The 18,195-nt window shown below is 73.5% G+C and carries 17 protein-coding genes; 8 read left to right on the plus strand and 9 right to left on the minus strand.

Going from position 1 to position 18,195, the window contains the following annotated elements; all coding sequences use genetic code 11:
* Positions 1–2: 2 nt before the first annotated feature.
* The 4 genes from scpA to ACZ7MY_RS33560 form a co-directional block, all read right to left on the minus strand.
* Entirely contained in the window at positions 3–2,204 is a 2,202-nt protein-coding gene (gene scpA / locus ACZ7MY_RS33545; RefSeq protein ID WP_499607442.1) for a methylmalonyl-CoA mutase, read from the minus strand.
* Complete coding sequence (gene mutA / locus ACZ7MY_RS33550) at positions 2,204–4,099, minus strand: methylmalonyl-CoA mutase small subunit (protein ID WP_499607445.1); 1,896 nt, start codon at positions 4,097–4,099, stop codon at positions 2,204–2,206. Before mutA ends, scpA begins: the two co-directional genes overlap by 1 nt.
* A gap of 173 nt (positions 4,100–4,272) precedes the next feature.
* Entirely contained in the window at positions 4,273–5,037 is a 765-nt protein-coding gene (locus ACZ7MY_RS33555; protein WP_499607448.1) for a potassium channel family protein, read from the minus strand.
* Between the two features lie 63 nt (positions 5,038–5,100).
* A complete protein-coding gene (locus ACZ7MY_RS33560; RefSeq protein ID WP_499607450.1) occupies positions 5,101–5,253 on the minus strand; it encodes a hypothetical protein in 153 nt (50 codons plus the stop codon).
* Between the two features lie 400 nt (positions 5,254–5,653).
* Here ACZ7MY_RS33560 and ACZ7MY_RS33565 point away from each other — a divergent pair, with 400 nt between their 5' ends.
* Positions 5,654–7,714, plus strand: coding sequence for a phosphocholine-specific phospholipase C (locus tag ACZ7MY_RS33565; RefSeq protein WP_499607453.1), 2,061 nt, complete (start codon positions 5,654–5,656; stop codon positions 7,712–7,714).
* Between the two features lie 26 nt (positions 7,715–7,740).
* On the opposite strand, the gene ACZ7MY_RS33570 is transcribed toward ACZ7MY_RS33565, so the two are convergent.
* A complete protein-coding gene (locus ACZ7MY_RS33570) occupies positions 7,741–8,118 on the minus strand; it encodes a nuclear transport factor 2 family protein (RefSeq protein ID WP_499607455.1) in 378 nt (125 codons plus the stop codon).
* A gap of 2 nt (positions 8,119–8,120) precedes the next feature.
* Positions 8,121–8,582: an Lrp/AsnC family transcriptional regulator gene (locus ACZ7MY_RS33575; protein WP_499607458.1), complete on the minus strand. Its 462-nt coding sequence runs from the start codon at positions 8,580–8,582 to the stop codon at positions 8,121–8,123.
* A 93-nt stretch (positions 8,583–8,675) separates the two neighbouring features.
* On the opposite strand from ACZ7MY_RS33575, the gene ACZ7MY_RS33580 reads away from it, so the two are divergent.
* Together ACZ7MY_RS33580 and ACZ7MY_RS33585 are read left to right on the plus strand one after the other, a co-directional pair.
* Entirely contained in the window at positions 8,676–9,521 is an 846-nt protein-coding gene (locus ACZ7MY_RS33580; RefSeq protein ID WP_499607460.1) for an LLM class flavin-dependent oxidoreductase, read from the plus strand.
* A 2-nt stretch (positions 9,522–9,523) separates the two neighbouring features.
* Entirely contained in the window at positions 9,524–9,958 is a 435-nt protein-coding gene (locus tag ACZ7MY_RS33585; RefSeq protein WP_499607463.1) for a nucleoside deaminase, read from the plus strand.
* A gap of 24 nt (positions 9,959–9,982) precedes the next feature.
* Here the strand turns inward: ACZ7MY_RS33585 and ACZ7MY_RS33590 are convergent, their stop codons facing one another.
* From ACZ7MY_RS33590 to ACZ7MY_RS33600, 3 genes are read right to left on the minus strand one after another with little or no spacing between them, the layout of a single operon-like run.
* Entirely contained in the window at positions 9,983–11,029 is a 1,047-nt protein-coding gene (locus tag ACZ7MY_RS33590; protein WP_499607466.1) for an ABC transporter permease, read from the minus strand.
* A gap of 2 nt (positions 11,030–11,031) precedes the next feature.
* Positions 11,032–12,606 (minus strand): sugar ABC transporter ATP-binding protein, encoded by a 1,575-nt coding sequence (locus ACZ7MY_RS33595; protein WP_499607469.1) that lies wholly within the window; start codon positions 12,604–12,606, stop codon positions 11,032–11,034.
* 33 nt (positions 12,607–12,639) lie between these two features.
* On the minus strand, positions 12,640–13,692 hold the full coding sequence (locus ACZ7MY_RS33600; protein WP_499607472.1) for a sugar ABC transporter substrate-binding protein: 1,053 nt from the start codon (positions 13,690–13,692) through the stop codon (positions 12,640–12,642).
* 232 nt (positions 13,693–13,924) lie between these two features.
* Here ACZ7MY_RS33600 and ACZ7MY_RS33605 point away from each other — a divergent pair, with 232 nt between their 5' ends.
* The 5 genes from ACZ7MY_RS33605 to ACZ7MY_RS33625 are packed head-to-tail and all read left to right on the plus strand — an operon-like array spanning position 13,925 to position 18,195.
* Positions 13,925–15,265: an enolase C-terminal domain-like protein gene (locus ACZ7MY_RS33605; protein WP_499607474.1), complete on the plus strand. Its 1,341-nt coding sequence runs from the start codon at positions 13,925–13,927 to the stop codon at positions 15,263–15,265.
* Complete coding sequence (locus tag ACZ7MY_RS33610; RefSeq protein WP_499607477.1) at positions 15,262–16,029, plus strand: SDR family NAD(P)-dependent oxidoreductase; 768 nt, start codon at positions 15,262–15,264, stop codon at positions 16,027–16,029. Before ACZ7MY_RS33605 ends, ACZ7MY_RS33610 begins: the two co-directional genes overlap by 4 nt.
* 14 nt (positions 16,030–16,043) lie before the next feature.
* Positions 16,044–17,036, plus strand: coding sequence for an aldo/keto reductase (locus tag ACZ7MY_RS33615; protein WP_499607480.1), 993 nt, complete (start codon positions 16,044–16,046; stop codon positions 17,034–17,036).
* On the plus strand, positions 17,033–17,344 hold the full coding sequence (locus tag ACZ7MY_RS33620) for an L-rhamnose mutarotase (RefSeq protein ID WP_499607483.1): 312 nt from the start codon (positions 17,033–17,035) through the stop codon (positions 17,342–17,344). Before ACZ7MY_RS33615 ends, ACZ7MY_RS33620 begins: the two co-directional genes overlap by 4 nt.
* Positions 17,341–18,195, plus strand: coding sequence for an amidohydrolase family protein (locus ACZ7MY_RS33625; protein ID WP_499607485.1), 855 nt, complete (start codon positions 17,341–17,343; stop codon positions 18,193–18,195). The genes ACZ7MY_RS33620 and ACZ7MY_RS33625 overlap by 4 nt, the downstream gene beginning before the upstream one ends.

The following is an 18,195-nucleotide window of genomic DNA, read 5'->3' on the forward strand; positions in this document are numbered from 1 at the left end:
GCTCACAGTTCGTGGCCGAGCGCGGCGGCGAGCCGCGTGACCAGGTCGTACGCCGAGTCGGGGATGACGGTGCCGGGCGGGAAGACCGCGGCCGCGCCCATGCCGAGCAGCTCGGGGACGTCCTGCGGCGGGATGACGCCGCCGACCACGATCATGATGTCCTCCCGGCCCTCGGCCGCCAGTTCCTCGCGCAGCGCGGGCACCAGCGTGAGGTGGCCGGCGGCGAGCGAGGAGACGCCGACGATGTGCACGTCGGCCTCCACCGCCTGCCGGGCGACCTCGGCGGGGGTCTGGAAGAGCGGCCCGACGTCCACCGTGAAGCCCAGGTCGGCGAAGGCGGTGGCGATCACCTTCTGGCCGCGGTCGTGGCCGTCCTGGCCCATCTTGGCGACGAGGATGCGCGGGCGCCGGCCCTCCGCCTCCTCGAAGCGTCCGACCAGCGCGCGGGTGCGGTCCACGGAGGGCGACTCCCCTGCCTCGTTCCGGTACACACCGGAGATCGTACGGATCTGCCCGGAGTGCCGGCCGTACACCTTCTCCAGGGCGTCGGAGATCTCGCCCACGGTGGCCTTGGCGCGGGCCGCGTCCACCGCCAGCGCCAGCAGGTTGCCCTCCAGGCCCTGGCCCGCGCCGCGTTCCGCGGCGGCGGTCAGCGCGGCGAGAGCGTCCTGGCAGGCGCCCTCGTCGCGCTCCTCGCGCAGCCGGCGCAGCTTGGCGATCTGCTGCGCGCGCACGGAGGAGTTGTCGACCTTGAGGACCTCGATCTGCTCGTCGCTGTCCACCCGGTACTTGTTGACGCCGATGACCGGCTGACGCCCGGAGTCGATGCGCGCCTGGGTGCGGGCCGCGGCCTCCTCGACGCGCATCTTGGGGATGCCCGCGTCGATCGCCTGCGCCATGCCGCCGGCCTTCTCGACCTCCTGGATGTGCTGCCAGGCGCGCCGCGCCAGGTCGTACGTCAGCTTCTCGACGTAGGCGGAGCCGCCCCACGGGTCGATGGCCCGGTTGGTGCCGGACTCCTGCTGCAGCAGCAGCTGGGTGTTGCGGGCGATCCGCGCGGAGAAGTCCGTCGGCAGCGCCAGCGCCTCGTCGAGGGCGTTGGTGTGCAGCGACTGGGTGTGGCCCTGGGTGGCGGCCATCGCCTCCACGCAGGTGCGTGTGACGTTGTTGAAGACGTCCTGCGCGGTCAGCGACCAGCCGGAGGTCTGCGAATGGGTGCGCAGGGAGAGCGACTTGTCGTTCTCCGGCTCGAACTGCCGGACGAGCTTGGCCCACAGCAGCCGGGCCGCCCGCAGCTTGGCGACCTCCATGAAGAAGTTCATGCCGATCGCCCAGAAGAAGGACAGCCGCGGCGCGAAGGCGTCGACGTCCAGGCCCGCGCCGAGCCCGGCGCGCAGGTACTCCACGCCGTCCGCGAGGGTGTAGGCCAGCTCCAGGTCGGCCGTGGCCCCGGCCTCCTGGATGTGGTAGCCGGAGATGGAGATCGAGTTGTAGCGCGGCATCTTCTGCGAGGTGTACGCGAAGATGTCGGAGATGATCCGCATCGAGGGCTTGGGCGGGTAGATGTAGGTGTTGCGGACCATGAACTCCTTGAGGATGTCGTTCTGGATGGTCCCCGCCAGCTTCTCGGGCGGTACGCCCTGCTCCTCCGCGGCCACGATGTAGAGCGCCAGCACCGGCAGCACGGCGCCGTTCATCGTCATCGACACGGTCATCCGGTCCAGCGGGATGCCGTCGAAGAGCTGCCGCATGTCGTAGATCGAGTCGATGGCGACGCCCGCCATGCCGACGTCACCGGTGACGCGCGGGTGGTCGCTGTCGTAGCCGCGGTGGGTCGGCAGGTCGAAGGCTACGGACAGGCCCTTCTGGCCGGCGGCCAGGTTGCGCCGGTAGAAGGCGTTGGACTCCTCGGCGGTGGAGAAGCCCGCGTACTGCCGGATCGTCCAGGGCTGGTTGACGTACATCGTCGGGTAGGGGCCGCGCAGGTACGGCGCGATGCCCGGGTACGTGCCCAGGAAGTCCAGGCCCTCCAGGTCGCGGCCGGTGTAGAGCGGCTTGACGCCGATGCCCTCGGGCGTCTCCCACACCAGGTCCTCGGCGCCGCGGCCGGTGGTCTCCTTGACCGCCGCGCGCCACTGCTCCTCGGTGGCGCCGTTCCCGGCGCCCGGTCCCAGCTCGATCTCCGAGAAGTCCGGGATCCGCATCACGCCACTCCCATCCGGTCGAGGACCGAGGTCAGGACGGCGACCGCGTCGCCGCCCGCGAAGACGAAGCCGTCGACGCCCGCCGCCGTCCAGGCGGCCTCGCGCTCGCCGGGCGGGCCGGCCAGGAACACCCGGCCCGCGCCCGCCTCCTTCAGTGCCGCGGCGACGTCCGCGGCGTGCTCCTCGTAGAGCGCGTCGCTGGAGCACAGGCACGCGACCTGCGCGCCGCTGCGGGCGAAGGCCCCGGCCGCGGTCGTGGCGTCGACCGTCACCGGGTCGTGGACGGGCTCGACGCCGCCGGCCTGGAAGAGGTTGGCGGCGAAGGTGACCCGTCCGGTGTGCGCGGCGGCCGGGCCGAGGGCGGCCAGGAAGACCTTCGGCCGGGACCCGGTCGCGGCCAGGTGGGCGTCCGAGCGTGCGCGCAGGGCCTCGAAGGCCTCGTCCCGGCGGACCTTCGGGAGGCCGCCGGAGGGCGCGGCCGGCGCCGGGTCGCGTTCGACGGGCGGCTCCGACAGCAGCGGGAACTCGCTGACGCCGGTGATGGGCTCACGCCGCCTGGCCAGGGCCCGTGTGCGCGCCGCCCAGGTCGTGGCGAGGCGGTCGGCGACCAGGCCGGAGGCGAGGGCGGCGGCCTGCCCGCCGGAGCGCTCAAGCTCCTGGAACCAGGCCCAGGCGGCCCCGGCGAGTTCGTCCGTGAGCCGCTCCACGTACCAGGAGCCGCCCGCCGGGTCGACGACCCGGGCCAGGTGGGACTCCTCCATGAGGATGGTGGAGGTGTTGCGGGCGATGCGGCGCGCGAAGGCGTCGGGCAGACCCAGCGCGTGGTCGAACGGCAGCACCGTGACGGAGTCCGCGCCACCGACGCCGGCGCCGAGCGTGGCGACGGTGGTGCGCAGCATGTTCACCCACGGGTCGCGGCGGGTCATCATCACCGGCGAGGTGACGGCGTGCTGGCACTGCCCCGCCGCGGTCGCGGAGGCGCCGCAGACCTCGGCGACGCGGGCCCACAGCCGGCGCGCGGCGCGGAGCTTGGCGATCGTCAGGAACTGGTCGGCGGTGGCGGCGTAGCGGAACTCCAGTTGCGCGCAGGCCGCGTCGACCGGCAGCCCGGCCTCGGTCAGCGCCCGCAGGTAGGCCACCCCGGTGGCGAGGGACGCGCCGAGTTCCTCGGCGGCCGAGCCGCCCGCCTCGTGGTACGGCAGGGCGTCCACGGTCAGCGCGCGCAGCCCCGGGTACTCCTGGTGCGTCCGGCGGGCGAGCGCCACGGCGGCGGCGGTGTGCGCGGCGAGCGCGTCCGCGTCACCGGTACGGGCGACGTGGCCGAGGGGGTCGGCGCCGAGACTGCCGCGCGCGGCCTCGCGGGCCACGCCCCGTTCGTCGTGGAGCGCGAGCAGCGCCTGACCGGCCGCCTCGAAGTCCGCGCCCGCGTCGAGCACGACGGGGGCGAGGTCGAGGTAGACGTCGTCCAGGACCGCGCCGAGCGCGGGCACCGGGATGCCGGCGTCACCCAGGACGAGCCAGAGGGAGGTGACGCCGTTCTCCAGGTCGGCGAGCACGGCCTCGTTCGTGCGGGCCGCGTCGGGCCGCGCATGGCGCTGGCGTACGTCCCAGCCGCCCAGGACGCCGCCCGCCGGGGCACCGCCCCGGGTGAAGGGCGCGAAGCCGGGGAGGCCGACGCCGTCGCCGAAGGCGTCGGGCGCGTCGGGCGCGGTGTACAGCGGGCGCGTGATGAGCCCGTCTTCGAGGGAGGTGGACAGCGCGTCCTCCGCCGCCTGACCCGAGACGTCCTTGCCCGCTTTGCGCAGGACGCCCTCTACGAGGCGCCGCCACTGCTCGTGGGTCGCATCCGGGAATTCGGCGGCCAGGGAGAGCCCGTCGTCAGGCAGGACCGTCATGCTCACAGAGGCTAGTGCCCGTCAGCAGGTGAGCAGCAGGGGGCACACCTGTGACCTTGCCCATTCCGGTGGACCCTTGATCCGTTCGGACGCGATGCTCTATCCGGCGGCGGCCCCACGACCCGCCCGGGAGCTCTCCGGCGGCGCTGCTGCGGCGCTCCTCGACGGCGCGGTCAGCGCCGCTCGGCGGCCTGTCCGGACGTCCCGGGGCGGGTGCCGGTCGTCGCCTCCGTCAGGTCGGCGACCTGCCGGCGCAGCTCACGGACCTCGCGCAACAGTTCCTCGGTGACCTCCTGGACGCGCCGGTTCTCCTCCTCGTCCTCCTGGAAGCGGGCCAGGAACCAGGCGGCGATGTTGGCGGTGACCACACCGAGCAGGGCGATGCCCGAGAGCATCAGCCCCACCGCGATGAGCCGGCCGACGCCCGTGGTCGGGGCGTGGTCCCCGTAGCCCACCGTCGTCATCGTGGTGAAGGACCACCACAGGGCGTCGCCGATGGTGCGGATGTTGCCGTGCGGCGAGTTGCGCTCGGCCTCGAGGACGGCGACCGACCCGAACGCCAGCAGCCCGAGCACGGCGCCCACGACGTAGGTCGTCAGGCGCACCTGGGCCGCCAGCCGCACCCGCTGGCCGACCAGGAAGAGCGCGGACACCAGGCGCAGCAGGCGCAGCGGCTGGAGCAGCGGGAGGACGACCACGGCGAGGCTCAGCGGCTGCCGCTTGACGAACTCCCAGCGCCGCTCGCTCAGGGCCAGCCGGACCGCGTAGTCGGCGGCGAACAGGGCCCAGACCGTCCGCTCCGTCCAGTGCGCGGTGGTGATGAGCGCGGGGTCGGCCGCCGGCACCAGGATCGGCAGGGCGTAGGCGGCGCCGAACACCACGGCCAGGGCGAGCAGCGCCGCCCTGGTCTGCTGCTCCCAGCGTTCGAGACGGTTCATGGGGGCAGTATCCCCCGCGCCCCGGCACCCCGGTGGGGCCGGCAGGACCGTCGTCGCCGCAGGTCAGCGGCGGCCCGCGGTCGCTCGGGGGCTCCCCGGCGCGGTGATCTGCTCGGGCGCGCCGAACCGGGAGAGCGTCACGACGGTGCGGACCGTCGTCCGGTCGTCCCTGACCAGCCGCCGCTCGAACCGCACGACGCGGCCCTGCGCCGTCACCCGGATCCCGCGGTCGAAGGAGCGGGCGACATCCGACGCGACGCCCGCTGGACCCCCGTCCGCTTCCTCCCGCTGCCGCCGAGCACAGCCGAACGAGCGGATCGCACCGCCCAACGCCGTGCCGGCCGACCACAGAGCCCCCCTCGCCGGAAAACCCTCCGGGCCAGGTCCCAACCACCCCGGCCCGGCACCGCGTTCCCGCGGGGACCCACGGCGCGACACCCCAACGCCCGCCCGACCGCTCCGCTTTGCCCCGTCCGGGCGGATCCGGGCGGGCCGTGGCGGATTGGCGCAGCCTTCGCGGGGGCTTCCCCTGCCCGCCGCCCGGTGTTCGCACAGGCGGGGTGACACTGGCCGCCGCCCCCGTACTGCCGCGGACCACCCGGGAGACAGGCCTGCCATGAACCACATCGACCGCAGACGCTTCATGCAACTGGCGGGCGGTACCGCCGCGTTGTCGGCGCTGCCCACCAGCATCGCCCGCGCGGCGGAGATCCCCGCGGACCGCAGGACCGGCTCGCTGCGCGACATCGACCACATCGTCGTGCTGATGCAGGAGAACCGTTCCTTCGACCACTACTTCGGCACGCTGCGCGGAGTGCGCGGCTTCGGGGACCCGCACCCGGTGGACCAGCCGAACGGCAAGCCGGTCTGGTACCAGTCCGACGGCACCAAGGACGTGCTCCCGTTCCGCCCCGACGCCGACGACCTGGGGCTGGCGTTCCTGCAGGACCTGCCGCACGGCTGGAACGACGGCCAGGCCGCCTTCAACCGGGGCCGGTACGACCGCTGGGTGCCGCAGAAGTCCGCCACCACCATGGCGCACCTGACCCGCGAGGACATCCCCTTCCACTTCGCGCTCGCCGACGCCTTCACCATCTGCGACGCCTACCACTGCTCGTTCATCGGCTCCACCGACCCGAACCGCTACTACATGTGGACGGGCCACACGGGCAACGACGGCAAGGGCGGCGGCCCGGTCCTCGGCAACGAGGAGCTGGGCTACTCCTGGACGACCTACCCGGAGCGGCTGGAGGCGGCCGGGGTCTCCTGGAAGATCTACCAGGACGTCGGCGACGGCCTGGACGCCGCGGGCGGCTGGGGCTGGATCGGCGACGCGTACCGCGGCAACTACGGCGACAACTCCCTGCTGTACTTCGACCAGTACCGCGACGCGAAGCCGGGCGACCCGCTGTTCGACAAGGCCCGCACCGGCACCGACGCGCGCAAGGGCGAGGGCTTCTTCGACCTCCTGCGCGCCGACGTCAAGGCCGGGAAGCTCCCCCAGGTCTCGTGGATCGTGGCCCCCGAGGCCTTCACCGAGCACCCGAACTGGCCCGCCAACTACGGCGCCTGGTACATCGCGCAGGTCCTCGACGCCCTCACCTCGAACCCCCGGGTGTGGAGCAGGACCGCGCTGTTCGTCACCTACGACGAGAACGACGGCTTCTTCGACCACGTCGTCCCGCCGTTCCCGGCCGGCTCCGCGGCACAGGGCGGCTCCACGGTGGACGTCGCCGGCGACCTGTACGCCGGTTCCGGCTCCCGCCCGGCGGGCCCCTACGGGCTCGGCCAGCGTGTGCCGATGTTCGTGGTGTCGCCGTGGAGCAAGGGCGGCTACGTCTGCTCGCAGACCTTCGACCACACCTCGATCATCCGCTTCATGGAGCGCCGCTTCGGCGTGCACGAGCCGAACATCTCCCCCTGGCGGCGCGCCGTCTGCGGCGACCTCACCACGGCCTTCGACTTCGGGCACAAGGACACCAAGCCCCCGAAGCTGCCCGACACCCGCGGCTACCTGCCGCCGGACGGCGACCGGCACCCGGACTACGTGCCCGCGCCGCCCGCCCACCCGTCGCTCCCCCGCCAGGAGCGCGGACTGCGTCCGGCCCGCCCAGTCCCCTACGACCTGTCGGCGGACGGCCGGATCAGCACCAGCACCGGGACGCTGCGCCTGGACTTCGCCTCGCACGCCTCCGCCGGCGCGCACTTCCTGGTGACCTCCCCGACGCACACCGAGGGCCCGTGGTCGTACACGGTCGCGGCCACGCGCTCCCTGGCGGACACCTGGCCCGTGGACGCGGACGCCCACGGGGCGTACGACTTCACCGCGCACGGGCCGAACGGCTTCCTGCGCCGGTTCGCGGGCCGGGCGAGCCAGGCCGGTCCCGAGGTCAGCGCCCGGCACGACGGCGAGCGGGGCTCGGTACGTCTCGTCCTGACCAACGACGGGCCCCGCACGGTCGAGCTCACCGTCAAGGACAACTACGGCAAGGAGCACCCGGTGGCCTACCGGCTGCGTCCGGGCGCCCGCGCCGTGCACGTGGCCGGGACGCACCACAGCCACGGCTGGTACGACCTGTCGGTGACCTCCGACCTCGACGGCACCTTCCGGCGCCGGCTGGCCGGCCACGTCGAGACGGGCCGGGACAGCACGAGCGACCCGGCGATCGGCGGCTGACCCGCACGGGAGCCGGCGCGCGCCCGCTACATCGGCTCGACGTAGCGGGCGCGCCACTCCGGGCGGGGGTCGGCGCCCGGGCTCGTCCAGTACTCGCGGCCGGCGACGACCCGTCCGTCGCGGACGGTCCAGAACGACGCCGCGTGGAAGAGCCCGAGGTCCGTGTGCGGCACCTCCACCTCCGAGACGGCCTGGTCGCCGTCGGCCACCACCCTGAGCACCCGGATCGACCAGCCCTCCGGGTACTCGCTGTTGACCGCCAAGAAGTTGGCCCTGCCGACGATGCGCTCGCCGCTCACCGGCCACTCCACCACGGCGTCCTCGGCGATCAGTTCACCGGCGCCGGTCCAGTCGCGCGCCTGGATCCGTTGCCACAGCTCTTCGACGACCTTCGCGGACTCCATGCTCACAGCATGCCGGACGGCGCCCGCCCGGGACCCCGGTACGGCAGGGTCTGCCGGTAGACCACGCTGGTCGTCACGCTCCCGAACCGCGCCAACTCGTCCATGACCTGCTCCAGGTGCCCCATGGAGGCGGCGGCGACCTTCAGGACGTAGCACTCCTCCCCGGTGGTGCGCAGGCACTCCAGGATCTCCGGTCGCTCGCCGAGCAGCCGGTGCAGGGGCTCGTGCCGGCTGCCGGGGTACTTCAGGCGGACGACCGCGAGCACCGGGTAGCCGGCCCTGTCGAGGTCGACCTCGGCGCGGTAGCCGGTGATGACGCCCAGGCCCTCCAGCCGGCGGACCCGCTCGGCGGTCGCGGAGGCGCCGAGGCTGACCCGGCGGGCCAGTTCGGTGAAGGGGACCCGGCCGTCGCGCTGCAGCTCCGTGAGGATCGCCCAGTCGGTCGCGTCGAGATTCTCGGCCATACGGCGAAGATACCGGGGTATCCACGGCCGGGCGCCGCCCGGACCGTGGGGAAAGCCTTCCTGGCGGGACGGCCCGCTGGATAGCCTGACGGGGTGCGAATCGGTGTGAACGTCCCGAACTTCGGGCCCGGTACCGACCCCGGCGTGCTGCGCGACTGGGCGCGGACGGTGGAGGGGCTGGGCTTCGACCTGCTGATGGTCTCCGACCACGTCGTCATCACCCCGGACGTGGCGGAGCAGTACCCGGCGCCCTTCTACGAGCCGTTCACCACCCTGTCGTGGCTCGCGGGCGTCACCGACCGCATCCGGCTGGGGACGACGGTGCTGATCCTGCCGTACCGGCATCCGCTGCTGACGGCGCGGATGGCGGCGAACCTCAACATGCTCAGCGGCGGACGGCTGGTCCTCGGGGTCGGGGTCGGCTGGGCGCGGAAGGAGTTCGCCGCGCTGGGCGTCCCGTTCGAGCGGCGCGGAGCGCTGACGGACGAGCACCTGACGGTCCTGCGCGAGGCCTGGAAGGACGGGGCGGACTACGCCGGCGCCCCGGTGCCGCTGTGGATCGGCGGCAACAGCGCGGCGGCCCGCCGGCGCGCGGTCCGCGTCGGCGACGCCTGGCATCCTCTGCGGTTCACCGTGCCGTGGCTGCGCGAGGCCGTCGGCGCGCTCGGCGCGCAGGCACGTGAACAGGGGCGGCCGGTGCCCGCCCTGGCGCCGCGCATCGCGCTGCGGCTCACGGCGGAGCCGCTGACCGGTCCTGACCGGCTCGCCGGTGAGGGCAGCCTCGAACAGATCACCGCCGACCTCGGCGAACTGCGGGCGCTCGGCGCGGACACCGTCGTCCTGGACCCCTTCAACGGCGATCCCCGCGAGATCCTGCGCCCGCGGACGGCGTGGCAGGCGCTCGCGGCGGTCGCCGCCCACCGCCCACGATCGGAGTGACGATGACCGACGAGATGACGACCCGCCTGCTGCGCCGGGCGGTCGAGCTGGCCGCCGAGGCCCGCGCGTCCGGGAACCCGCCCTTCGGCTCGCTGCTGGCCGGCCCGGACGGGACCGTGCTCGCCGAGGACCGCAACAGCAGCCTGAGCGACGACGACATCACCGCCCACCCCGAGTTGAAGCTGGCGCGGTGGGCGGCCCGGGAGCTCGATCCGGCCACCGCGGCCGCCACCACCATGTACACCAGCTGCCAGCCCTGCGGGATGTGCGTGGGCGCCCTCGAGCGCTCCGGGCTGGGCCGGGTCGTCTACGCGCTCTCCACCGACCAGCTCACCGGGCTCAAGTCGCCCGCGGCCAAGGCCGGTTTCCCGCAGGTGCCGCAGGAGGGGCCGGCCCTGTACGACGAGGCCCGCGTCCCGGTCGAGGGCTACTACTGATCCGGCCGGCCCGTCCCGGCCCGATCACTCCTGCTTCTCGCCCGAGGCGAAGCGGGAGATGATCAGGGCGACGATGATGATGGCCCCGTTGAGGAACTGGTTCCACAGCGGGGGCACGCCCGCCAGGGTCATCACGTTGACGACGAGCTGCAGGGTCAGGACGCCGGTCAGCGCCCCGAAGAGCGTGCCGCGGCCGCCGTTGAGGCTGACGCCGCCGATGACGGTCGCGGCGAAGACCTGGAAGATCCAGCCGCTGCCCTGGTCCGCGGAGATCGAGCCGTAGTGCCCGCTGTAGAGCACGCCCGCGAAGGCCGCGAGCACACCGCCCACGATGAGCACCACCCAGGTGATCCGGTCCACCCGGATGCCGGCGGTGCGCGCGGCCTCGGGGTTGCCGCCGATCGCGTACAGCGCCCGGCCGTGGCGCAGCCAGGCGAGTGCGCAGCCGCCGGCCGCGAAGAGCAGGGCGCAGATCCAGATCGCGGCGGGCACCCCGGCCCAGGAGGCGTGGCCGAGGTAGCTGAAGGAGCCGGGCAGTTCGACGATGGAACGGCCCTCGGAGATGGCGATCTGCAGTCCGCGCAGCATGGTGAGCGCGCCGAGGGTGACGATGAAGCCGTTCAGCCGCAGCTTGAGGATGAAGAAGCCGTTGACGGCGCCGATGACCGCCCCGACCAGCAGGCACACCGGTATCGCCGTCCAGACCGGGAGCAGTTCCAGTCCGGTGAAGCGGCCGCCCGATGCGGGCAGCACGAGCCAGATGGCGATGACCGGCGCGACGCCGATGGTGGACTCCAGCGACAGGTCCATCCGGCCCGCGATGAGGATCAGTGCCTGGGCCAGCACGAGCAGGCTGAGCTCGGTGGACTGCTGGGCGACGCCGATGAGGTTGTCGGAGGTGAGGAAGGCCGGCGAGACGATGAAGCCGATGACGCCCAGCACCAGGATGGCGGGGACGAGGGACAGTTCGCGGAAACGGGCGAGGCCGCCCGGTACGCGGCGCGGCGTCCCGGCCGCGGCCGCCTCGGCGGCGGGCACCGGCGGCTCGGTGACGTCAGTGGTGGTGGACATGGCTACCTTTCCTGTTCCTCTCCCTGCTCGGTGTCCCGCTCCCGCGCGGCGGGACGGGCGGCCACGCCCTCCATGGCGGCGACCAGTTCCTCGTCCCGCCAGCCCCGGCCGAACTCCGCGACCACCCGGCCGTGGAACATGGCCACGACCCGGTCGCACGCCCTGAGGTCGTCCAGTTCGTCGGAGACGACCAGCGCCGCCCGCCCGTCGTCGGCGACCTTGCGGATCCTGCCCAGCAGGAACTCCTTGGAGCGCACGTCGACCCCGTTGGTGGGACGCACGGCGACCAGCACGTGGGGGTCGGTGGCCAGGGCGCGGGCGACCACGACCTTCTGCTGGTTGCCGCCGGACAGCGCGGAGACGGGGGTCCCCGCGCCCGGTGTCCTGATGTCGAGGTCCTTGATCATGCGCTCGGCGAACTCGCGGGTCCGCGAGGGCAGTACGGTGCCGTACGGCCCGAGCTGGTCGGTGACGGTGAGGGTGGCGTTCTCGGCCACGCTGCGCGTGCCGACCAGGCCCTGGTGGTGGCGGTCCTCGGGGACCAGGCCCACCCCGGCGGCCAGCGCGGCGGGGACCCCGGACGCGCGGACCTCGCGTCCGGCCACCGTGATCCGTCCCGCGTCGGCGCGGTGCAGCCCTGCGAGGGTCTCCGCCAGCCGGACGTTGCCGCTGGCGGTGGCCCCGGCGAGGCCGACGACCTCGCCCGCGCGGACCTCCAGGGAGACCTCCGCGTAGGCGTCGCGCAGGGTCAGGCCGGTCACGTCCAGGACCGGTTCGCCCGTGGCGGGCGCGGAGGGGCCGGGAGCCGGGGCGCCCGCCGCGGGCGCGGCGGCGCTCTCCCCGGTCATCGCCTCGACCAGGGCGTCGTGCCCCAGTTCGGCGACGGGGGCGGTGAGGATGTGACGGGCGTCCCGGTAGACGGTGACGGTGCTGCAGAGGTCGTAGACCTCCTGCAGGTGGTGCGAGATGAAGAGGAAGGCCACGCCCTGCCGTTGCAGGTCGCGGAGCTTGTCGAAGAGCCGGGCGATGCCGCGGGCGTCGAGCCGGGCGGTGGGCTCGTCGAGGATGATGAAGCGCGCGCCGAAGGAGAGGGCGCGCGCGATCTCGACGAACTGCCGCTGTTCGACGGTGAGGTCGCGGGCACGGACGGACGGGTCGATGTCCACCCCGTACTCGCCCAGCAGTTCCGCCGCGCGGCGGCGCAGCGCCGTCCACCGGATGGGGCGCAGCGGGCCGGGGCTCTGCCGGTTGAGGAAGAGGTTCTCGGCGACGGAGAGTTCGCCGATGACGGTCGAGCGCTGGTAGACGCAGGCGACCCGGGAGCGCCAGGCGTCGGTGTCGCCGACGGAGGGCGCCGGTTCGCCCGAGAAGCGCAGGGTGCCGCTGTCGGGCTGCTGGAGGCCGGTGAGGATGCCGACGAGGGTGGACTTGCCGGCGCCGTTGCGGCCCACGAGGGCGTGCGACTCGCCCGGGGCGACCGAGATGCCCGCGTCGCGCAGCGCCACGGTGGCGCCGAAGCGCTTGCCGATCCCGGTCGCCTCGGCCACGGCCGGCGGCGCGGTGGCGGGGTCCGCCATGGTGGTTTCCGTTCTTCTGGTGCGGACGGGCGGTCAGCCGATGTTGTTGCCCCACAGGGCCTTGTCGTCGACGTTGTCCTTGGTCACCAGTGGCGCGGGGAGCTGGTCCTCCAGGCCGTTGGGGATGCTGATGATCGTCGAGTCGTGGTCGGTGGGTCCCGCCTTGAAGGTCTTCCCCTCGGCGGCGGCCTTGGCGTAGTACAGCGCGTACTTGGCGTAGAGGTCGGCGGGCTGGGAGACGGTCGCGTCGATCTCGCCCTTGCGGATGGCGTCCAGCTCCTGCGGGATGCCGTCGTTGGAGACGATGGTGATGTGGCCCTTCTGCCCGGCCGGCTTGAGCAGGCCCTTCTGCTTGAGCAGGGCGAGCGTCGGCTGCAGGAAGACACCGCCGGCCTGCATGTAGATGCCGTTGAGGTCGGGGTGCTGGGCCAGCAGGCTCTGCAGCTTGGCGGAGGCGACGTCGCCCTTCCAGTCGGTGGGCAGCTCGAAGACCGTGATGCCGGGGAACTTCTCCTTCATGCACGCCGCGAACGCCTCGGAGCGGTCGCGTCCGTTGATGGAGTCCAGGGCGCCCTGGAACTCGGCGACCTTGCCCTTGCCGCCCAGTTGCTCGCCGAGGAACTCGCAGGCCTTGGTGCCGTACGCCTTGTTGTCGGCGCGCACGACCATGTAGACGTCGCCCTTGTCGGGGCGGGTGTCCACGCTGACCACCGGGATCTTCTTGCCGGCGAGGGTGTCGAGGGTGGAGGCGATGGCGCCGGTGTCCTGCGGGGCCATGACGACGGCCTTGGCGCCGGTGTTCTGGAAGACCTGGACGTTGGCGACGAGCTTGGTGATGTCGTTCTGCGAGTTGCTCCGCGGGAGCGCGTTCAGCCCGTCGTCCTCGATGCCCTTCTCGATGTACTGCGCGTAGGAGTTCCAGAAGTCGGAGTCGGAGCGCGGCAGGTCGACGCCGATGGCGGGCTTGTCGTCGCCGGAGCCGGCGGCGGTGCCGGTGCTGCCGCGGTTGCAGGCGGTGGCGAGGGCGGCCGTGACGAGCACGGTCGCGGCGATCGCGGCGGTGGAGCGCGTGCGGGCGGGCTTCATGCCGTGTTCTCCCTGTCCGGGTGAGCCGGGGCTATTCATCCGAGGTATCCCGGACGAGAGGAAGGTAAGTCCGTCCCGCGACCCTGACAACCCCCTATACGGACACGATCGAATGGAGTTCGACCGACGAGACATCCGAGGAATGGATTGCCAGTCCCGTCCCGGGGGCCTAGAGTCACCGTGGCGCGAGACCTCCGATGTCTTGGCCAGGCCGAGCGTGAAAGGCAGCCACTTGTCCGCAACCTCCGCCCGCATCACCGCGATCGACACCCATGACATCCGCTTCCCGACCTCCCGGGAACTGGACGGCTCGGACGCGATGAATCCGGATCCCGACTACTCCGCCGCGTACGTGGTGCTCCGCACCGACGCCGACGACGGCCACGAGGGGCACGGCTTCGTCTTCACCATCGGCCGGGGCAACGACGTCCAGGTCGCGGCGATCGAGGCACTCCGCCCCCATCTCCTCGGCCGGCCGGTCGAGGAGCTGTGCGCCGACCCCGGCTCCGTGGCGCGCGACCTGACCGGCGACAGCCAGCTGCGCTGGCTGGGGCCCGAGAAGGGCGTGATGCACATGGCGATCGGAGCCGTCGTCAACGCCGTGTGGGACCTGGCCGCCAAGCGCCGTGGCCTGCCGCTGTGGCGGCTGCTGGCCGAGGCCGACCCGGAATGGCTCGTCTCCCAGGTCGACTTCCGCTACATCGACGACGCCCTCACCCCCGGGCGCGCGCTGGAACTGCTGCGCGCGGGCCGTGCCGGCGCCGCCGGACGCACCGCCGAACTGCTGGACCGCGGCTACCCCGGCTACACCACCTCGCCCGGCTGGCTCGGCTACTCCGACGAGAAGCTGACCCGGCTCGCCGAGCAGGCCGTGGCCGACGGCTTCACCCAGATCAAGCTGAAGGTCGGCGCCGACCTCGCCGACGACGTACGGCGCATGCGCGCGGCCCGTGCTGCCGTGGGCCCTGACGTCCGCATCGCGATCGACGCCAACCAGCGGTGGGGCATCGCCGAGGCCGTCACCTGGGTCACCGCCCTGGGCGAGTTCGACCCGTACTGGATCGAGGAGCCCACCTCCCCCGACGACGTCCTCGGCCACGCCGCGATCCGCAAGGCGGTCGCCCCGGTCCGGGTCGCCACCGGCGAGCACGTGCAGAACCGCATCGTCTTCAAGCAGTTGCTGCAGGCCGGCGCGATCGACGTGCTGCAGATCGACGCGGCACGGGTCGGCGGGGTCAACGAGAACCTGGCGATCCTGCTGCTGGCCGCGGCCTTCGACGTCCCGGTGTGCCCGCACGCCGGCGGCGTCGGGCTGTGCGAACTGGTGCAGCACCTGTCGATGTTCGACTTCGTGGCGCTGGCCGGGACGACCGAGGACCGCGCCATCGAGTACGTGGACCACCTCCACGAGCACTTCGCGACACCGGTCGTCATGCGCGGCGGCCACTACACCGCCCCCACGGCACCCGGCTTCTCCGCGCAGATGAGACCGGAATCGATCGACGCGTACCGCTACCCCGACGGTACGTTCTGGGTGGCGGACCGGGCACGGCAGGAAGGTGGGACGGCATGAGCGAGGAGTTGCGCGACCTGGAGGGCCTCGGCGCCCTGGTGACGGGCGGCGCCTCCGGGATCGGCCTGGCGACCGCGCGGCTGCTGGCCGCGCGCGGCGCCCGGGTCGCCGTCCTGGACCTGGCGCCGGACGGGCTGCCCGCGCAGCTGACCGGCTTCAAGGCCGACGTCTCCGACGACGCCTCCACCCGGGCCGCCGTGGACGCCGCGGCGGAAGCCCTCGGCGGACTCGACGTGCTCGTCAACAACGCGGGCGTCGGCGCCGCCGGCACCGTCGAGGACAACCCCGACGAGCAGTGGCACCGCGTGCTCGACGTCAACGTGCTCGGCATGGTGCGCACCACCCGTGCCGCCCTTCCGCACCTGCGGCGCTCGGCCCGGCCCGCCATCGTCAACACCTGCTCCATCGCCGCCACCGCCGGGCTCCCCCAGCGCGCCCTGTACAGCGCCAGCAAGGGAGCCGTGCTCTCGCTGACCCTGGCGATGGCCGCCGACCACGTCCGCGAGGGCATCCGGGTCAACTGCGTCAACCCCGGCACCGCCGACACCCCGTGGGTGGCCCGGCTGCTGGACGCCGCCGACGACCCCGAGGCGGAACGCGCCGCCCTCAACGCCCGGCAGCCGATGGGCCGGCTGGTGACCGCCGACGAGGTCGCCGCCGCGATCGTCTACCTGGCGAGCCCGGCCGCGGCCTCCGTCACGGGCACCGCGCTCGCCGTGGACGGCGGCATGGCCGGACTGCGGCTGCGCCCGGCCGGGCAGTGAGGGACCGGACCACGATGCGCACCACCACCCTGGGCCGCAGCGGCGTCGCCGTCACCGATCTGGGCTTCGGCGCCGCCCCGATCGGCAACCTCTTCACCCCGGTCGACGACGACGCCGCCCGCGCGGCGGTGGACGCCGCCTGGGACGCCGGCGTCCGCTACTTCGACACCGCGCCCCACTACGGGCTCGGCCTGTCCGAACGCCGGATCGGCGCCGCCCTGCGCGACCGGCCCCGGTCGGCGTACACCGTCTCGACCAAGGTGGGACGGCTGCTGGAACCCGGCGGGCCCGGCGGGGACGACCTGGCGAACGGCTTCGCCGTACCCGCCACGACGCACCGGGTCTGGGACTTCAGCGCCGACGGCGTGCGCCGGAGCATCGAGGCCAGCCTGGAGCGCCTGGGCCTGGACCACGTCGACCTGGTCTACCTCCACGACCCCGACGACCACGCCGAGCAGGCCTTCGGCCAGGGGTACCCGGCGCTGGAGCGGCTGCGCTCGGAGGGCGTCGTCCGCGCGATCGGCGCGGGCATGAACCAGACCGCCATGCTCGCCCGCTTCCTGCGGGACACCGACGTCGACGTGGTGCTGATGGCCGGCCGCTACACGCTGCTGGAGCAGGAGGGCCTGGCCGAGGTGCTGCCGCTGGCGGCGTCCCGCGGCGCGAGCGTGGTCGTGGGCGGCGCCTTCAACTCGGGCCTGCTGATCGACCCGGGCGAGGGCGCCACGTACGACTACGCGCCCGCCCCGGAACCCGTGCTCGCCCGCGCCCGGCGGCTGCGCTCGGTGACCGGCCGGCACGGCGTGCCGCTGCGGGCGGCCGCGCTGCGCTTCCCCGCGGCCCATCCCGCGGTCGCGAGCACGCTGGTGGGGCTGCGCTCCGCCGACGAGGCGCGGGACAACGCCGCCGTGCTGCGGCTGCCTCTCCCGGCCGCGATGTGGGCCGACCTGCGCGCCGAGGGCCTGCTGGGCGCGGACGTACCCGTACCGGACGAGGAGCCGACATGAGGGTCGCCCTGCACACCAGGGTGCGTACGGACCGGATCGCCGCGTACGAGGAGGCGCACCGCGAGGTGCCCCCCGAGCTGACCGCCGCCATCCGCGGCGCGGGCGTACGGGAGTGGACGATCTGGCGCAGCGGCAGCGACCTCTTCCACCTGCTGGACGTCGACGACTACCCGGCGATGCTCGCCGCGCTGGAGCGGCTGCCCGTCAACATCGCCTGGCAGGCACGGATGGCGGAGCTGCTGGAGGTCGCCCACGACTACTCCGCCGACGGCGCCGGGGCGCCGCTGCCGGTGGTGTGGCAGCTGTGACCGCGCCGGAGGGCGTCGTCGACGCGCACCACCACCTGTGGGACCTGTCCGTCCGCGACCAGGACTGGATCACCGGGGAGCGGCTGGCCCCGCTGCGCCGCGACTTCACCCTCGCCGACCTGGAACCGGAGGCGAAGGCCGCGGGCGTCACCGCGACCGTCCTCGTCCAGACCGTCACGGTGGCCGCGGAGACCCCGGAGTTCCTGGCCCTGGCCGCGGGCAGCGACCTGGTGGCCGGGGTGGTCGGCTGGACCGACCTCACGGACCCCGCGGTCGCCGACCGGCTGGCGGCCCTGCGCGAACTGCCCGGCGGGCAGCGCCTGGTGGGAATCCGTCACCAGGTGCAGGGCGAACCCGACCCGGAGTGGCTGCTCCGCCCCGACGTGCTGCGCGGGCTGCGCGCGGTGGCCGACGCCGGACTCGTCTACGACCTGGTGGTGCTCCCCCACCAGCTCCCGGCGGCGACCCGCGCGGCGGCCCTCGTGCCCGAGCTGGTGTTCGTCCTCGACCACCTGGGCAAGCCGCCCATCGCCGAGGGCGCCACGCAGCCGTGGAGCGCGGACGTGCGGGCGCTGGCCGCCCGGCCCAACACCGCCTGCAAGCTGTCCGGCATGGTCACCGAGGCCGACTGGGACACCTGGACGACGGCCGCCCTCGCGCCCTACGCCGGCACCGTGCTCGACGCGTTCGGGCCCGGCCGCCTGATGTTCGGCTCCGACTGGCCGGTGTGCCGGCTCGCCGCCTCCTACGCCGAGGTGGTCGACGCCGCCCGCGTCCTGACCGGCCGGCTGGACGACGCGGAGCGGCGGGAGGTCTTCTCCGGCACGGCGCGCCGCGTCTACGGTCTCTGA

This window comes from Streptomyces sp. NPDC111520, assembly GCF_055635295.1.

What these genes read in the sequence shown, in the direction of transcription:
- scpA (WP_499607442.1), bottom strand. Translation starts at nt 2,204, where the DNA reads ATGCGGATCCCGGACTTCTCGGAGATCGAGCTGGGACCGGGCGCCGGG.
- mutA (WP_499607445.1), bottom strand. Translation starts at nt 4,099, where the DNA reads ATGACGGTCCTGCCTGACGACGGGCTCTCCCTGGCCGCCGAATTCCCG.
- ACZ7MY_RS33555 (WP_499607448.1), bottom strand. Translation starts at nt 5,037, where the DNA reads ATGAACCGTCTCGAACGCTGGGAGCAGCAGACCAGGGCGGCGCTGCTC.
- ACZ7MY_RS33565 (WP_499607453.1), top strand. Translation starts at nt 5,654, where the DNA reads ATGAACCACATCGACCGCAGACGCTTCATGCAACTGGCGGGCGGTACC.
- ACZ7MY_RS33570 (WP_499607455.1), bottom strand. Translation starts at nt 8,118, where the DNA reads ATGGAGTCCGCGAAGGTCGTCGAAGAGCTGTGGCAACGGATCCAGGCG.
- ACZ7MY_RS33575 (WP_499607458.1), bottom strand. Translation starts at nt 8,582, where the DNA reads ATGGCCGAGAATCTCGACGCGACCGACTGGGCGATCCTCACGGAGCTG.
- ACZ7MY_RS33585 (WP_499607463.1), top strand. Translation starts at nt 9,524, where the DNA reads ATGACCGACGAGATGACGACCCGCCTGCTGCGCCGGGCGGTCGAGCTG.
- ACZ7MY_RS33590 (WP_499607466.1), bottom strand. Translation starts at nt 11,029, where the DNA reads ATGTCCACCACCACTGACGTCACCGAGCCGCCGGTGCCCGCCGCCGAG.
- ACZ7MY_RS33595 (WP_499607469.1), bottom strand. Translation starts at nt 12,606, where the DNA reads ATGGCGGACCCCGCCACCGCGCCGCCGGCCGTGGCCGAGGCGACCGGG.
- ACZ7MY_RS33600 (WP_499607472.1), bottom strand. Translation starts at nt 13,692, where the DNA reads ATGAAGCCCGCCCGCACGCGCTCCACCGCCGCGATCGCCGCGACCGTG.
- ACZ7MY_RS33610 (WP_499607477.1), top strand. Translation starts at nt 15,262, where the DNA reads ATGAGCGAGGAGTTGCGCGACCTGGAGGGCCTCGGCGCCCTGGTGACG.
- ACZ7MY_RS33615 (WP_499607480.1), top strand. Translation starts at nt 16,044, where the DNA reads ATGCGCACCACCACCCTGGGCCGCAGCGGCGTCGCCGTCACCGATCTG.
- ACZ7MY_RS33620 (WP_499607483.1), top strand. Translation starts at nt 17,033, where the DNA reads ATGAGGGTCGCCCTGCACACCAGGGTGCGTACGGACCGGATCGCCGCG.